We start from the raw sequence: 14403 nt of genomic DNA, 5'->3' as shown, positions 1-14403 counted from the left end.
ACATGACGCGTGTCGGATGTTCGACGAAACAGATTGGGAGCGACGCGATGGCACTTGGCGAGGGCGACACCGCCCCGGATTTCTCATTGCCGACGGATGGTGGTGGTACGGCCCGGCTGTCGGATCTGAAGGGGAAGCCGGTGGTGCTCTACTTCTACCCCAAGGACGATACCCCGGGGTGCACGAAGGAAGCCTGCGGATTTCGCGACTCGCTGCCGGATTTCTCCGGTGTCGGCGCTACCGTGATCGGGGTGTCGAAGGACACGGTCGCCAAGCATGAAAAGTTCAAGGCCAAGTATGACCTGACCTTTCCCCTCGCGTCCGACGAGGACGGATCCGTGTGCGAGGCCTACGGCACCTGGGTCGAAAAGAACATGTACGGACGGAAATACATGGGCATCGAACGGGCCACATTCCTGATTGACGGAGACGGCAAGCTGGCGAAGATCTGGCGCAAGGTAAAGGTGCCCGGTCACGTCGATGAAGTCCTCGCTGCCGTGAAATCGCTTTGACCCCCCGCAAGAACGAACGGACCCTGGCCTGCGCGGCGATCGAGGTTCTGGAAACCTCCGATGCGCGGGAAAAGGCGCATGCGGCTCGACGCGTTGCGCGTGACTGGCTGACCCGGGGTGTCGAATGCTGCAATGGGCCCCGCCCGGTGCCGGAGCGTCCGGCCCGGCCGCCGCAGCCCGAGTTGAAGCGTCCGAAGGATGTGCCGCGCCGCAAGATCGGACCCTCCCCGGAAGGCCGGATCGCGCTGTTGCATGCCCTTGCCCATATCGAGCTGAATGCGATTGATCTGGCCTTCGATATCGTTGCGCGCTTCGCGGGAAGCGGCCTGCCGGAGAATTTCTTCGATGACTGGATTGCCGTCGGCGACGACGAGGCGCGGCACTTCCTGATGCTGGATGACCGCCTGCGAGGGCTTGGCGCCAGCTACGGTGATCTCCCGGCGCATGACGGGTTGTGGCAGGCTTCCATGGAAACCGCCCATGACGTTCTGGCACGGTTGGCCATCGTTCCGATGGTGCTGGAGGCGCGTGGTCTCGACGTGACGCCAGCGATGATTGCAAAGCTGGAAGCGGCGGGCGACCCCGAAAGCGCGGCGGCCCTGCAGATCATCCACGACGACGAAATCGGCCATGTCGCGGTGGGACGGCGTTGGTTCGAGCATGTCTGCTCGGAACGCGGTGTCGAGCCGGTTGAGACCTGGCAATCCATGGTGAAGCGGCATTTCAAGGGAGGGCTGCGCCCGCCCTTCAATGTTGAGAGCCGTGCCCGCGCCGGATTCCCCGAATCCTATTACGGACCCTTGGCATCACAGGCCTGACAATCGGCGAATTGCTAAAGCCCCGGCAGCGGCGGCACGTCGCCTGAATCGGGAAAGATCCGCTTGTTCATGGCGGATGCGCTGACCCTCCAATGTTTGGCCAGCACCGCCTTGAACAGGGCGCGACTGTCGACCGTCGGAACCAAGGCGCCGTTCTTGGCCAGAGACTCAGCCGCGAGGCTGGGCAGCGGGCCGAGCCGCTTTCCACCGTCAATTCCACCGCCGAGGACCAGGGCCGCACCGCCGAGGCCAGGATCGGTGCCTCCGGCCCGATTGGGCGATACGGAACGCCCGAACTCGCCGATAACGACGATCATGCTGTGTGCCATCATGGCACCCAGGGACTCCGTCAGTTGGGCCAGTCCGCCGGCCAGTCCGGCAATGCGTCGCGCAAGTGGCCCGCGCTCGGCGCCCTGTTGGATATGGGTGTCCCAACCGCCCAGCTCGATCACGGCGCAGCTTGGCGCGCTACCGTCTGCGATTGCCTCACCTATGGTTCGGGCCATCAGCGGGAAGGCCTGTGGGTGGCGCCCCATGGCGTTGGCGGCCGCATGGTCGCCGCCAAGGGCAGAGGCAAGCATGTCATGGGACTTTTGACCGGCCCCCAATGTCTCCGCGAGGGCGGGATCCTCAGCATAAAGCGCCTGAACCTTCGCAAACAGCCGCTCGTCGGGGGACGGGGGCTCGGTGCCGGAAATCGCAGTGACATCGGCGGTGCCACGAAGGATCAGGGGCGTGTTCCCGACCGGATGCCCGATGGCGGCCGCCTCGCCTTCGGCGGCGCCGCTGGCGGCGATCGCGCGGTTCAGCCAGCCGTCGTCCATCGCGGCCTCGACTCCCGCCGATCCGGACTCCAGGACAGTGATGGCTTCGGCGTGGGAGTCGCCGCGGTAAGGCGATGCGACACCGGGCAGAACGGCCAGTTGTCCCGATTGCCACAGCGGAATGAGTTCGCCCGCATTCGGGTGAAGCCCGATCGAGCCGTCGAGATCATATATTCCGCCTGGAGAATCCGGCCCGGGAAGGGCCAGGGGACCGCGCACGCTGCGGTAGGCCGGGTCGCCATGCATCGGCAGGAGAGCCTGTCCGTCCGGCCCCCCGCGTAGCAGTACGAGGATCAGGGGCCGATCCCGCGGTCCATCTGCATAGGTCACCCGGACCCCGGAAAAGGCCGTAATCGCGGCCGCTCCTCCCAGGGAGAGCAGCGCGCGTCGTGATAGGGTCGGGTTCCTCAAGCTCATTTTCCCTACCGACGCTGAAATTCCGGGGAGGCGAACAGCAGGCCCAATGCCTCCGCACGGTCCCGTGTCACCGAAAGCCGGCGATATGTCGATGGCCGGAGCAGCGGCCCCAGGATCGACAGTGCAAACTCCGGGATCGGTGTGCGGCCCAGTACGGATACGCGATCGGCTGCCGCCGCCGCGACCCACTGCACCCGTTCGATCATCTGCTGCGGGGCCATCCAGGCCGCGTCCAGATCGGGCCAGCCGGCGACGACCGGTGCGCGTTTCGGGGCCTGTCCCAACGACCGCAGCGAACGCAACGCGACACCGGCCATCGAGGGGCCATAATCGAGGCTGCGGGCGACGGACAGGACCAGGTCTTCCGGAGACTTGGCCTTCGTCCCTTCCGGTTTCCAGGCTTCCGAAGCATCGACCATGCCCTTGACCAGCCCGCGCAAACTGTTGCCGCCGCCGGCATAGCCGGAGATCATGGAATCGATAACGAATTCAGACGGCGTGTCCGCCAGAATGGCGCGGGCCATTCGGGTCGCCAGATTCCGCGCGGTTGCCTCGCGCCGTGTCAGCGCGTCCAGGGCCGCTTCCGCCTCCAGTGCCCCGGCGGCCGGATAGGCCCGGTTCAGGAAGAATTTGCCCTGTGGCTGGTGCAGGGCCTGCCGAAACACGAAGCTGCCGGGGGCGCCTTCCTGCGGTCCCGCAACCGACCAGCCGGTCAGCATCTTCGTCAGTTCAATGATATCCCGGTTGGTATAGGCGGACTCGTCGGCGATGGTCAGCCGCGACAGGATATGGTTCGCCAATGCCGCATTTAGGCCGGAGCCGCCGCCCAGGCCGGCATCGGAATAGTTTCCGAAGGATCCGCTGTTCTCGAAGGCCAGAAGCATGGCCGGATGTCGAACGGCCTCCGTCAGCATGGTGGCATAGCTGCCGGTCAGGTTCGGGCGCACGACCTCCCGCTCAAAGGCGAAAGCCAGCGACAAGGATTTCGGATCGGTGGCGGTGATGCCGAAGAAGTTGGACCAGAACCGGACCAGCCTTTCACGGAACGGGGCGCGGCTGGACAGGGCATGGGCCATATGGGCGCGGGCTTCGCGTTCGAAAGTGGCTTGTGCCTCGCGCCGATGAACGCGCACGGCCCCTGGTCCCGCCGCATGCGCTGCTAGCAGGGCCGCGGCATGCATCCGACTGTCCGGCAGGGCGCTCAATTCCGGGCTGGGTTCGGGGGCGCCGGAGACCTGCGACATCAACCAGCCCGAAGGATCCGCGGAGATGGCCGCCAATTGTCCGGGACGCGCACCATAACCGAAGCGCGATGCTGCGATGGCCGCGAAACGGATTTCGGGCGTGAATTCCTTCGGGTAGGGTTGAGCCATCGGGCGAAGTCGCTCCCATGCGGCAACAAAGCTTGGAAACCGTATCGCGATTCCGTTTCGTCACAAGGCGTGACGGGCGTGTTCCACGACCTTATAGTGCGCCGCCGCGGGCAAAACCGCGCAAATCACTTTGTTCGAGGGGAATTCTCGGTCATGCAAATCGAAAATCCGTATCTGATGTTTCTGGGCGACGCGGCGGACGACCTGGCCGCCAAAGTGGCCAACGGTGTCGCCAAGTGGCGTCCCGAATGGTGTAAGGGCCAGTTGCGCCTCGATGGCTGCAAGGCGGATCTCGGCCTGACCGACATGACGCTGGAAGAGGCCAAGGCCGCCGGCTGCAAGACGGTCATCGTCGGCGTCGCGAACCGGGGTGGGATCATTCCGCAATCCTGGCTCTCGACCCTGGAACAGGCCCTTGTCATGGGCTTCGATGTCGCGTCGGGCCTGCATAACCGTCTTACGGATATCGAAACGCTGTCCAGCCTTGCCGCCGAACATGGCCGCAAGCTGTTCGATGTACGTCATCCGACCGAAAACTTCGAAGTCGCAAAAGGGTCCCGTCGGCCGGGCAAACGTCTGCTGACGGTCGGCACCGACTGTTCGGCCGGCAAGATGTTCACCTCACTGGCTATCGAGCGGGAAATGAAGGCGCGCGGCATGAAGGCCGATTTCCGCGCCACGGGTCAGACGGGCATCTTCATCGCCGGTTCCGGCGTGTCGGTCGATGCCGTCATTTCCGATTTCATTTCCGGTGCCACGGAAAAACTGTGCCCGCCGAATGACGCCGATCACTGGGACGTCGTCGAAGGGCAGGGTTCGCTGTTCCATGCGTCCTTTGCTGGCGTCAGCCTGGGTCTGCTGCATGGCGCCCAGCCCGATGCCATGGTCCTGTGTCACGAACCGACCCGCACCCATATGCGCGGACTGCCGGACTTCCCGCTGCCGGGCCTGAAGGAATGCATCGACCTGAACGAGCGCATGGCCCGGATCGTCAATCCGGATGCCCGCGTGATCGGTGTTTCCGTCAATACCTCCGCGCTGCCGAAGGACCGTCAGGATTCCTACCTCGAAGAGGTTGAGAAGGAACTGGGGCTGCCTACGGTAGATGCCTTCCGGCAGGGCGCCGGCCGACTGGTCGACGCGCTCTGACGTCATGGTGAAACTGACGGTTCGTCACGACAGCTTTCCGATTGCCGGCACATTCACGATCTCGCGCGGGTCAAAGACCAGTGTCGAGGTCGTGGTGGCGGAACTGGAGGCGGACGGCATGGTCGGGCGTGGGGAATGTGTTCCCTATGCCCGCTATGGCGAAAGCATCGACAGTGTCATGGCCCAGATTCGGGAGTTCCGTGCCGGTGTCGAAGCCGGACAGGACCGTGCCGCCCTGAACGCCGTGATGCCCGCCGGCGCGGCCCGTAACGCGCTGGACTGCGCGATGTGGGATCTGGAGGCGAAGCGCAGTGGTACGCCCGTCTGGCGGGCCGCCGGACTGCCTCAGGCGCCGACCTCCCTGGTCACGGCCTATACGTTGAGCCTGGATACGCCGGAAAACATGGCGGCGGCGGCGTCACGCAACGCGACGCGGCCGCTGTTCAAGCTGAAGCTGACAGGCGAAGGCGATCTGGAGCGGGTAGCGGCGGTTCGGGAGGCGGCACCGGATACGCGTCTGATCGTCGATGCCAATGAGGGCTGGTCCGCCGCGATGGTGGAGCCGTTCTCCGAAAAGCTCTCCGCGCTGGGGGTCGAAATGATCGAACAGCCCCTACCGGCGGCTGACGACGGTCTGTTGGTCGAACTCGCCCATCCGGTACCTCTGTGCGCCGATGAAAGCGCCCATGCGCGGGACGGATTCGAGAAACTGGTCGGCAAGTACGAGATGATCAACATCAAGCTCGACAAGACCGGCGGCCTGACCGAGGCACTGGCCCTGAAAGAGGCGGCGGAATCGGCCGGGATGGAGATCATGGTCGGATGCATGCTGGCGACGTCGCTGGGCATGGCACCGGCCTTCATGGTCGCGCAGGGCGCGAAGGTTGTCGATCTGGACGGTCCGTTGCTGCTGGCGAAAGACCGGGAGCCGGCGTTCGAGTTCGAGGGGTCCACGATGCTGCCGCCCGTGGCAGCGCTCTGGGGGTAGAGCGCCACCACGGAGCGGGACTGCATCAGGCCTCGTCGGCCGCGGCGATGGATTGCAGGAAGGTCTTGACCTCGCGGCTCAGTACCTCCGCCTCCTTCGACAGCGTGCTCGCGGCATCCCGAACCTTGTCCGCTGTTTGACGGTTGTCGTTGGCCGATTGACGGACCAGACCGATGCTGCCGGTGACCTCATCGGTGCTGGCTGCGACCGCCTCGACATTGCGTGCGATCTCTTCCGTCGCACTCTGCTGCTCTGTCACGGAGCTTGCGATCCCGCTGGCGATATCGTTCAGGGTTCGGATTGTCTCGGTAAACCGGGCGATGCTCTCCACCGAATCCGACGTCGCAGCCTGCATGCCCGAGATCTGCGACGAGATCTGTTCCGTCGCCTTGCTGGTCTGAGCCGCGAGGGACTTGACCTCGCTGGCCACGACGGCGAACCCCTTTCCGGCTTCCCCGGCGCGGGCGGCTTCGATCGTCGCATTTAGCGCCAGCAGGTTGGTCTGTTCCGCAATGTCGTTGATCAGGGTGATTACCGCGCCAATGCTCTCGGCGGCTTCCCGCAGAGCCTCGACCTTGGCGGTCGTGGCCTGGGCCTCATCCGCCGCGTTTCGGGTCACTTCGTTGGAACGTTCGACCTGAACGCCGATCTCTCCAATGGCGGCGGACAGTTCCTGGGCCGCGCTGGCCACCGTCTGAACGCTGCCCGAAGTCCGTTCGGCCGCTGACGCAACACTGGATGCCTGTCCCATGTTCTCTTCCGAACTGCGGGTCAGGTCTTCGGCGGTTTGAGACATGGCGCCGGAGGCCTGGTTCAACTGCCCCAGCACAGCTTCCGAGCTGGTGGTGAAATTGCTGATCAGGGAGTCGATTTTTTCCTGTCGGCGCTGACGAAGTTCGTTCTCTCTTGCCTGTCGAGCCTGTGAATCGTCATTTTCAAGCAGCGCCTGCTTGAAGACATCGACCGCGCGGGCCATTCCGCCGATTTCGTCGCCGCGATCGGCGCCCGGAACTTCGATCTGGCGTTCGCCGCTGGCCAAGGCCTTCATCGTGTCGGCAAGTCCGACAAGGGGGCGCACGATCTGACCACGCACGAAGAAAATCCCGACAACGGCGATGACAAGGATCAGACCGACGGACAGGGCGACCATGATCAGAATGCCATTCATCACCGGGGCTTCGACCTCATCCTTCTGGATTCGGGCCACAATTGCCCAGTTGGCATCGTGGAAGCGCATTGGAGCCACGGCAGCGGCATAGCTGATATCGCCATGAGCTTCGACGCCGGCGCTTTCCTTACCGGAAAGGGCGGCGTCCACCGCGTCTGAGACCAGCGACGCCTGCAGGATTGTCGGTTCATCGGTCAGCCGGGACTGATTGCGCATCAGGTGGTCTTCCCCGATGATGAGAGCCTCGCCGGTTTCCCCGATGTCCCCGGCCTCGTCCATCACCGCATTGATGCGGTCTATGGGCATCTGGAAGACCAGAACGCCGACTGTCTTGCCGTCCGTATCATTGATCTTTGTCGCAATGAAGCTGGCCGGTGCGCCGTGGCTGGGGGCGTAGGGTTTGAAGTCGAAGAACGCGACCGGTGCCGGCCCGGACCCAGCCAGGGCTGCGCGGAGGGCGTTGCCCAGATCGGTGCCCTTCCATTCCCCGGTGTTCAGGTTCGTCGCGTAATCCAGTTCCTTGAACACCGTATAGACGAGGTTGCCCGCCGTATCGAACAGGAAGATGTCGTAATATCCGCGCTGCTGAAGCATGAAACGGAAATACGGGTGATGACGGGCGTGAAGGGCATCGTATTCCGTGCCCGTATCCGCGACATCCAGCTGTTCCTTGGACCCTGTCGGGTGCGGGTTGTCGGTGATATAGGCCTTCTGCAGTGCTGCTTCCGCATTGCTCCCCAGCGCCTGATAGGCGGCAGTGAAGGCCTGCACGGCGTCGATGGTCTGTTCATTTCGGGCGGTGATCAGAAGGTCCTGCTCGATGGATGCCAGATAGGCAGTGAGGGCACCCGCTCTTCCGACCGCGATGGCGTGAAGCTCTTCTTCGATCAGCTCGAAGGAAAGGTTGTGTGTTCGCCAGGCGCTGACTGTCGCAATACTGCCACCCAGTGCCAGTGCCGAAAGGATAAGCAGTAGCGCCGTCTTGCGCGCTATCGGCAAGCTCTTGATCGACATTTTCATTCCCCAGTCCCCGGCCCAGACGCCGGAGCGTGTGCAAGGTCCCACCCTCGTACTGGAGATAATTTACCTAAAAACTTTCTAGAAGTTTAATTTATATGGCCGGAGAGTGAACTTTTTTGCCGATCACAAAGTATTTATCGAAGCAGGATGCAATATTTCGGATGAATGGTATTCCGATAGGTTGTACGGATAAACGGTTTTCGTCCAATATGACTAAGTTATCGCACATGAATTCTTACAGTTGTCTGGTTGATTCTGAAATGCGTTCAATAGTTGTGCCGTGTCGACGGCAGATGGCGCCCAGATCGACCGCAAAGTCGCACATGATGCGTTCGATGATTTCGGCGCGCATGCGATCTTCGTTGGTCAGGCGGACACCCTTTTCGACCGGCAGGTCGCCTTCCCGTACCATGGCGGTATAACGCTGAATTGGTACGGAGTTTTGGGCATACATGCCTGGAAGCCGACTGACGGCGCTGGCCCCGGCGCCGATGAGTGTTTCCGCACGGTCGGTCGTGTAACCCTGAAAATTGCGGCGCAAGTTCCCCTGTTCGAAGGCTTGCGCCATGGAATCGTCCGGCTTGGCAAAATGGTCGATGCCGGTCCGGACATAGCCCGCCTCTGTCAGCAGCGCGGCGGCCGCTTCGAATGTCTCAAGCCGCTCCGCCGGACCGGGCAGGGCCTCTTCCGGAATCATCCGTTGATGGGTCTTCATCCAGGGCACATGCGCATATCCGAACAGGGCAACGCGCGCGGGCTCCAGTTCCAGTGCCCGTCGCACGGTCGATAAGGTTCGCACCCTGGACTGATGCGGCAGGCCGTACATCAGATCCAGATTCAGGTTTTGAATCCCGTGATCTCTGAGATTCCGAACGACGTCGGCGGTTTCCGCGAATGTCTGAATCCGGTTGATCGCGCGCTGTACCGTCGGATCGAAATCCTGGACGCCGATGCTGGCACGGGTCAGTCCCGCCCTGGCAAGGGCAGCGATCCGGTCGGTTCCCGTTCCTCTTGGATCGATCTCCACCGCGAATTCGAAACCCCGGGCGGGCGGGAACAGCGCAATCGCGGCGCGGGCCAGACGCAGGATATCGTCCGCCTGAAGCAGGGTCGGCGACCCGCCGCCCCAATGCATATGGGACATGCGCAGCTTCCTGGGGGCGGTCTGGGCAATCAGGACCAGTTCCTGCATCAACGTGTCGACATAGTTGGAAACCGGTCGGTAGCGTCGCGTCATTTTCGTATGGCAACCGCAGAACCAGCACAGCGTGTCGCAATACGGGACATGCAGATAGAGCGACACCGGTTCATCCGCCGGCAGCTGCGACAGGCGCTCCCGGTATTGGGGTGGGCCCACCGTGTCCGAGAAATGCGGTGCCGTTGGATAGCTGGTATAGCGCGGGGCGGCCCCGCCGTACCGTCTGATCAGATCCTGTCTCATGCCCCTATCATGCAAGGGCGCCCGCGGCGGGGCATTGATCCCGATCAATCCCGTTTTCGTCCGTCTATCCGGCTTGCCGTCTTGAAGGGGCAGGGGGGCGGAGGTACAGTCCCGCCCCAATCCCACCCGAACAGACAAGGTCCTTATCCATGGCCGATCTCGCCGCCGAAACCGATACCCAGCAGGGCGAAACGGAAACCAGCACCGAAACCGCAACCGGTGCGCGTCTGCGGTCCTTCATCGAACGGGTCGAGCGCCTGGAAGAAGAGAAGAAGACCATCGCGGACGACATCAAGGAAGTCTATGCCGAGGCGAAGAGCCAGGGCTTCGACGTCAAGACGATGCGCAAGATCGTTTCACTGCGGAAGAAGGATCCGGACGACCGCGCCGAAGAGGATGCGTTGCTGGAAACCTACATGGCCGCGCTGGGCATGGCCTGATCAGTCACCCGCGACCTGGATGGACGGAAGCGGCAAATGTGCCATTTCGTCGACCAGGTCGCGATAGACGGCTTCCGTCCAGGGCGGGGCTTCAGCCGGAATCTCGGCTGGTTTCCGGCGAAGGTCGGACGGCGCGAGCAGGATACGCATCCGGCCCAGCCCCGTATCCGATGCCAGAGTGAATATCTCCTCGACATCCTCGTCTTTCACGACGATGCAGCCTTGGGACCCGTTGGTCCAGCCGTGGATCATGATGTCGCCGCCCAGATTGTCGCGCCCGTCCTCGACGCCTCTGGCCCGTTCGAAAGGGTTCGGGTATCCAATTTTCAGTGAAACATGGGCGACGGAGTTGGGGTTGAGATACTCCACGCCGTAAACGCCCTCAGGGATCTGCATGTCCCCCTCCATCAGTTTCGGGCCCAGAGACCCTGTCCACGCCTGAAGCGGATAGGATTTGACGAACTGAAGCTCTCCTTCCGGGGCCTTGCCGTAGAGTTCCAGTCTGCGCTCGCGCTTCAGGCCGACCATGACGACCTCCGCCGGTGGATAAGGCAGATCGGCTTCCTGAAAGGCCGGCTGCAGACGGGTCCGCGCCGCTTGCCCGAACTGGGATAGGCGGCTGGCCACCGTGTGTCGCGCGGCCTCAGGTGTCGGCAGCAGGCGTTCCGAGACCTGCACGGGCGGTGGCAGGACGGCCCGAGACCAGAAAAAGGCCATGACCGGCGCGGCGATGACCGCGCAGAGGGAGAGCAGCGCCAGGAAGGCGGTTACGAAACTGGTGTGTGTCATGGCCGGGAATGTGCCCGGGCGATGCGGCACCAACTGGGTCTGATTCAGGCGATTTCGGGGCTACTTCGATCAGCAGCTCGGCCGCAGCCGTACCAACCCCCAGCCGTAGACGTCGTCCTTCCCGGATGTCCCGAGATCCATGGAGTAACGCTGCAGACTGCGGCGGATCAATTCCGGATCCGCTTCAAAACCGGCATCCAGGTGCAGGGCGACCATGGCCGTGACAAAGGGCGCGGCAAAGGATGTACCGCTCTGGTTCTTCAGACCACGCGGCGTCTGGGTCGGGATGTCCACCCCCGGGGCGGCAAAATCGATGTAGGCGCCCCGATTGGCATGGCGATAGAGGCGCATGGTCTTGTCGATCGCCGTAACCGCAAAGGAATCGGGATGGGCGGCGGGCCATGCGGGCGGCGCATTGGGTCCGTTGTTGCCGGCGGCTGCGACCAGCAACAGACCTTTCTGCAGGGCACGGTTGATTGCCAGCCGCATGATCTTGTTGTCGCCCCCCGCGATGGACAGGTTGGCGACCCTGACGTTGTTCGTCGCCAGCCAGTCGATGGCCCGGACCAGGGCAGCCAGATTGCCGACATCCTTGCCATTGCGTCGCTCGAAGATGTTCGCGGCAAAGAGCTTCGCGCCGGGCAGCAGGCCGCTGGAGCGGTCGTTGAAGGCGCGGCCGATCAGCATGACCGCCACAGCGGTGCCGTGATCTTCTGCCGCCGGAACCCGGTCCGGCTTCAGGAAGCTTTCATAGATCAGCTTCTTGCCGCGCAGCGCTGCGTGATCGACATCCACGAAGCCGTCGATCTGTCCCAGGACGATGCCGGCACCGCAACTGTCGGGAACATCGCCCCAGCCCGAGAGATCGCGGGTGAAATCGATCGACTGGGCCTGCTGCCGGTCCCGATAGCCGTTGCCGGACAGGTCCAGCAGGTCATTCGTTTCCACCAGCAGTTCGGGATAGCGGTCCGAGATGAAGCTCATCGCCTCCGGCACCGACATGCCGGGCGGTGTCGAAATTTCGACCAGGGTGAAGCCAAGTCCCGTCAGCACGCTGCGGCGAAGAATGCCAAACCCCGCCCCGCGCAATTCGGCCAACTGACCTGCCGTCGGGTCGACAACCAGCAACTCGTTCGGTTCCACGGCCTGTTGGCGCGCGCCGGAAACCGAATCGTCGTCGCCTGCGTCACTCGTGTTGTTGCGTGACCCGACGACCCGGCCATTCGCGTCATATTCCAGTACCGTCCAACCCTGTGCCTCGGCTGCCGCGGGGTACACCACGCAAAGCAGCAGCAGGAGGCAGGCCAGTGGTTTCATGTCAGATCAGTGTCCCCTGACCGCTGTCGGGTGGTGTCGGCGGCGCATGCCCCTCAGCCATTGCCAGCCAATCGTCTTCGGAAAGGGTGGTAACCCCCAGTTCAGCAGCCTTCTTCGCCTTGGAACCGGCATCCGCACCGACGACGACGAAATCCGTCTTCTTGGAGACCGAGCCGGATACCTTGGCGCCGAGGGATTCGGCTCGTGCCTTCGCCTCACCGCGGCTCATCTTCTCAAGTGTGCCCGTGAACACGATCGTCTTTCCGGCAACCGGTGAATCGCCGACATCCGGCGCCTCGACATCGGTGATGGTCAGCGTACCGGCCAGAGACGACAACACGGCGACATTGTGATCCTCGCCGAAAAAGGCGGCAAGGCTGTCCGCCGCCGTCATCCCGACTGTGTCGATCCCCGTCAGTTCGGCATAAGCGGGGCCGATCAACTCCGGCTTCTTGTGTTCGTCCGGATTATCCTTCCGTTCCGCGGCAACCTGGGTCATGGCTGCGTGCCAGGCGTCGAAGCTGTGGAAACTGCGGGCCAGCAGTTTCGCCGTCGTCTGTCCGATGTGCCGTATGCCCAATGCGTAGATGAAGCGGTCCAGGGGAATTTCCCGGCGTGCCTCGATGGCGTTCAGCAGGTTGGTAACGGATTTTTCCTTCCATCCCTCGCGTCCGATCAGGGAATCCCGATGAACGGACAGGCGGAAGATATCGGCTGGTTCCCGAATCAGCCCTTCGCCCCAGAACTCCTCGATGCTCTTCGTGCCCAGTCCTTCGATATCGAAGGCGTCACGACTGACGAAATGTTTCAGGCGTTCGACGGCCTGGGCTTCGCAGATCAGGCCGCCGGTACAGCGCCAGACCACCTCACCGTCGTCCCGTTCGACATCGCTGCCGCAGACCGGGCAGGCCGCCGGGAAGGTGTAGGGTGCGCCGCCGCCGTCTTTGACGACCTCCAGGACCTGCGGGATCACGTCACCGGCGCGCTGGATGCGAACCGTATCCCCTTCTTTCACGCCCAGCCGCTCGATCTCGTCCTGATTATGCAGGGTTGCCCGCGATACCACGACGCCCCCCACTGTAACCGGCTTCAGGTTCGCCACGGGCGTCAGAGCGCCGGTCCGGCCGACCTGCACGGTGATTTCCTCGATTACGGTCTCGGCCTTTTCGGCCGCGAACTTGTGGGCGATGGCCCAGCGCGGCGCGCGGCTCACCTGACCCAGTCGTTCCTGCCAGTCCAGGCGGTCGACCTTGTAGACCACGCCATCGATATCGAAGGGCAGTTCTGCACGTTGTGTCTCGATCAGGCGGTAATGGGCCAGGACCTCTTCCAGGCTCTGGCACAGGGCGGTCGGGTGGTTCAGCGAGAAGCCCAGTTCCTTGAGCCGCTCGCGGGCTTCGGCCTGGGTCGACGCCAGGGGCGCGGAAAGATCGCCCCACGCATAGCCGAAGAAGCGCAAGGGGCGCTGTTTCGTTATGGACGGGTCGAGCTGCCGAAGGGAGCCGGCCGCCGCATTACGGGGATTGGCGAATGTCTTTGCCCCGGCTGCCGCCTGACGCTCATTGAGTGCGAAGAAATCGTCCTTCCGCATATAGACTTCGCCGCGCACTTCCAGAATATCCGGCGCACCTATCAGGGTTTCCGGGACGTCTTCCAGAGTCCGCATGTTTGCGGTCACGTCTTCGCCTTCCGACCCGTCGCCGCGGGTCGCGGCATAGACCAGCTTGCCGTTCTCGTATCGCAGGGAGGCGGACAGCCCGTCGATTTTCGGTTCCGCCAGGATCGCAAGCTCTTCCGTGTCGCTCAGCCCCAGAAACCGGCGGATCCGGGCCATGAACTCGGCAACATCCTCGTCATTGAACGCGTTGCCGAGCGACAGCATCGGTTTGACATGCCGGATCTTGCCGAAGCCGGATTTCAGTGCCGCACCGACTTTCAGGGACGGGCTGTCCTTGCGTATCAGATTGGGGAAACGTGCCTCGATCGCCTCGTTGCGGCGACGCAGTGCATCATAGTCGCCATCGGATATCTCCGGCGCATCTTCCTTGTGATAGCGGGCGTCGTGATACGCAATCTCCATGGCCAGCCGTGCCAGTTCCTTGCGGGCCTCGGCTTCGGTCAGCGCATCGACTTCCTTGCTGCTCACT

Annotated in this window: 12 protein-coding genes; 5 read left to right on the top strand and 7 right to left on the bottom strand. The window is 63.1% G+C overall.

Features of this window, described 5'->3' with window-relative positions; translation table 11 throughout:
* Nucleotides 1-47: 47 nt before the first annotated feature.
* Complete coding sequence (bcp, locus tag R8L07_01015) at nt 48-512, top strand: thioredoxin-dependent thiol peroxidase (GenBank protein MDW3204093.1); 465 nt, start codon at nt 48-50, stop codon at nt 510-512.
* Nucleotides 509-1330: a ferritin-like domain-containing protein gene (locus R8L07_01010; GenBank protein ID MDW3204092.1), complete on the top strand. Its 822-nt coding sequence runs from the start codon at nt 509-511 to the stop codon at nt 1328-1330. The genes bcp and R8L07_01010 overlap by 4 nt, the downstream gene beginning before the upstream one ends.
* Before the next feature lie 14 nt (nt 1331-1344).
* Here the strand turns inward: R8L07_01010 and R8L07_01005 are convergent, their stop codons facing one another.
* Together R8L07_01005 and R8L07_01000 are read right to left on the bottom strand one after the other, a co-directional pair.
* Complete coding sequence (locus R8L07_01005) at nt 1345-2565, bottom strand: DUF1501 domain-containing protein (GenBank protein MDW3204091.1); 1221 nt, start codon at nt 2563-2565, stop codon at nt 1345-1347.
* Nucleotides 2566-2576: 11 nt separating this feature from the next.
* Entirely contained in the window at nt 2577-3944 is a 1368-nt protein-coding gene (locus R8L07_01000) for a DUF1800 family protein (protein MDW3204090.1), read from the bottom strand.
* A 153-nt stretch (nt 3945-4097) separates the two neighbouring features.
* Between R8L07_01000 and dgcN the strand changes: the two genes are divergently transcribed.
* Both dgcN and dgcA read left to right on the top strand, forming a co-directional pair.
* The gene (gene dgcN, locus R8L07_00995) at nt 4098-5093 is read left to right on the top strand and encodes an N-acetyltransferase DgcN (GenBank protein ID MDW3204089.1); all 996 of its coding nucleotides are present in this window, start codon (nt 4098-4100) and stop codon (nt 5091-5093) included.
* Nucleotides 5050-6081 (top strand): N-acetyl-D-Glu racemase DgcA, encoded by a 1032-nt coding sequence (gene dgcA, locus R8L07_00990; GenBank protein ID MDW3204088.1) that lies wholly within the window; start codon nt 5050-5052, stop codon nt 6079-6081. Before dgcN ends, dgcA begins: the two co-directional genes overlap by 44 nt.
* 25 nt (nt 6082-6106) lie before the next feature.
* On the opposite strand, the gene R8L07_00985 is transcribed toward dgcA, so the two are convergent.
* Together R8L07_00985 and hemN are read right to left on the bottom strand one after the other, a co-directional pair.
* The gene (locus R8L07_00985) at nt 6107-8263 is read right to left on the bottom strand and encodes a methyl-accepting chemotaxis protein (GenBank protein ID MDW3204087.1); all 2157 of its coding nucleotides are present in this window, start codon (nt 8261-8263) and stop codon (nt 6107-6109) included.
* 241 nt (nt 8264-8504) lie between these two features.
* Nucleotides 8505-9710, bottom strand: coding sequence for an oxygen-independent coproporphyrinogen III oxidase (gene hemN, locus R8L07_00980; protein ID MDW3204086.1), 1206 nt, complete (start codon nt 9708-9710; stop codon nt 8505-8507).
* A 149-nt stretch (nt 9711-9859) separates the two neighbouring features.
* Here hemN and R8L07_00975 point away from each other — a divergent pair, with 149 nt between their 5' ends.
* Nucleotides 9860-10150 (top strand): DUF2312 domain-containing protein, encoded by a 291-nt coding sequence (locus R8L07_00975; protein MDW3204085.1) that lies wholly within the window; start codon nt 9860-9862, stop codon nt 10148-10150.
* On the opposite strand, the gene R8L07_00970 is transcribed toward R8L07_00975, so the two are convergent.
* The 3 genes from R8L07_00970 to ligA all read right to left on the bottom strand — a co-directional run bounded on the left by R8L07_00970 (nt 10151) and on the right by ligA (nt 14402).
* Entirely contained in the window at nt 10151-10939 is a 789-nt protein-coding gene (locus R8L07_00970) for a L,D-transpeptidase family protein (GenBank protein MDW3204084.1), read from the bottom strand. It abuts the gene before it with no gap.
* A 69-nt stretch (nt 10940-11008) separates the two neighbouring features.
* Nucleotides 11009-12256 (bottom strand): S8 family serine peptidase, encoded by a 1248-nt coding sequence (locus tag R8L07_00965; GenBank protein MDW3204083.1) that lies wholly within the window; start codon nt 12254-12256, stop codon nt 11009-11011.
* 1 nt (nt 12257) lies between these two features.
* On the bottom strand, nt 12258-14402 hold the full coding sequence (gene ligA / locus R8L07_00960; GenBank protein ID MDW3204082.1) for an NAD-dependent DNA ligase LigA: 2145 nt from the start codon (nt 14400-14402) through the stop codon (nt 12258-12260).
* Nucleotide 14403 lies beyond the last annotated feature (1 nt).

It is taken from the genome of Alphaproteobacteria bacterium (assembly GCA_033344895.1).
Taxonomy (GTDB): Bacteria; Pseudomonadota; Alphaproteobacteria; order UBA8366; family Aestuariispiraceae; genus Pacificispira.
The sequence above is the reverse complement of the archived record's forward strand: the minus strand, read 5'-3'. Positions and strand labels throughout refer to the sequence as shown.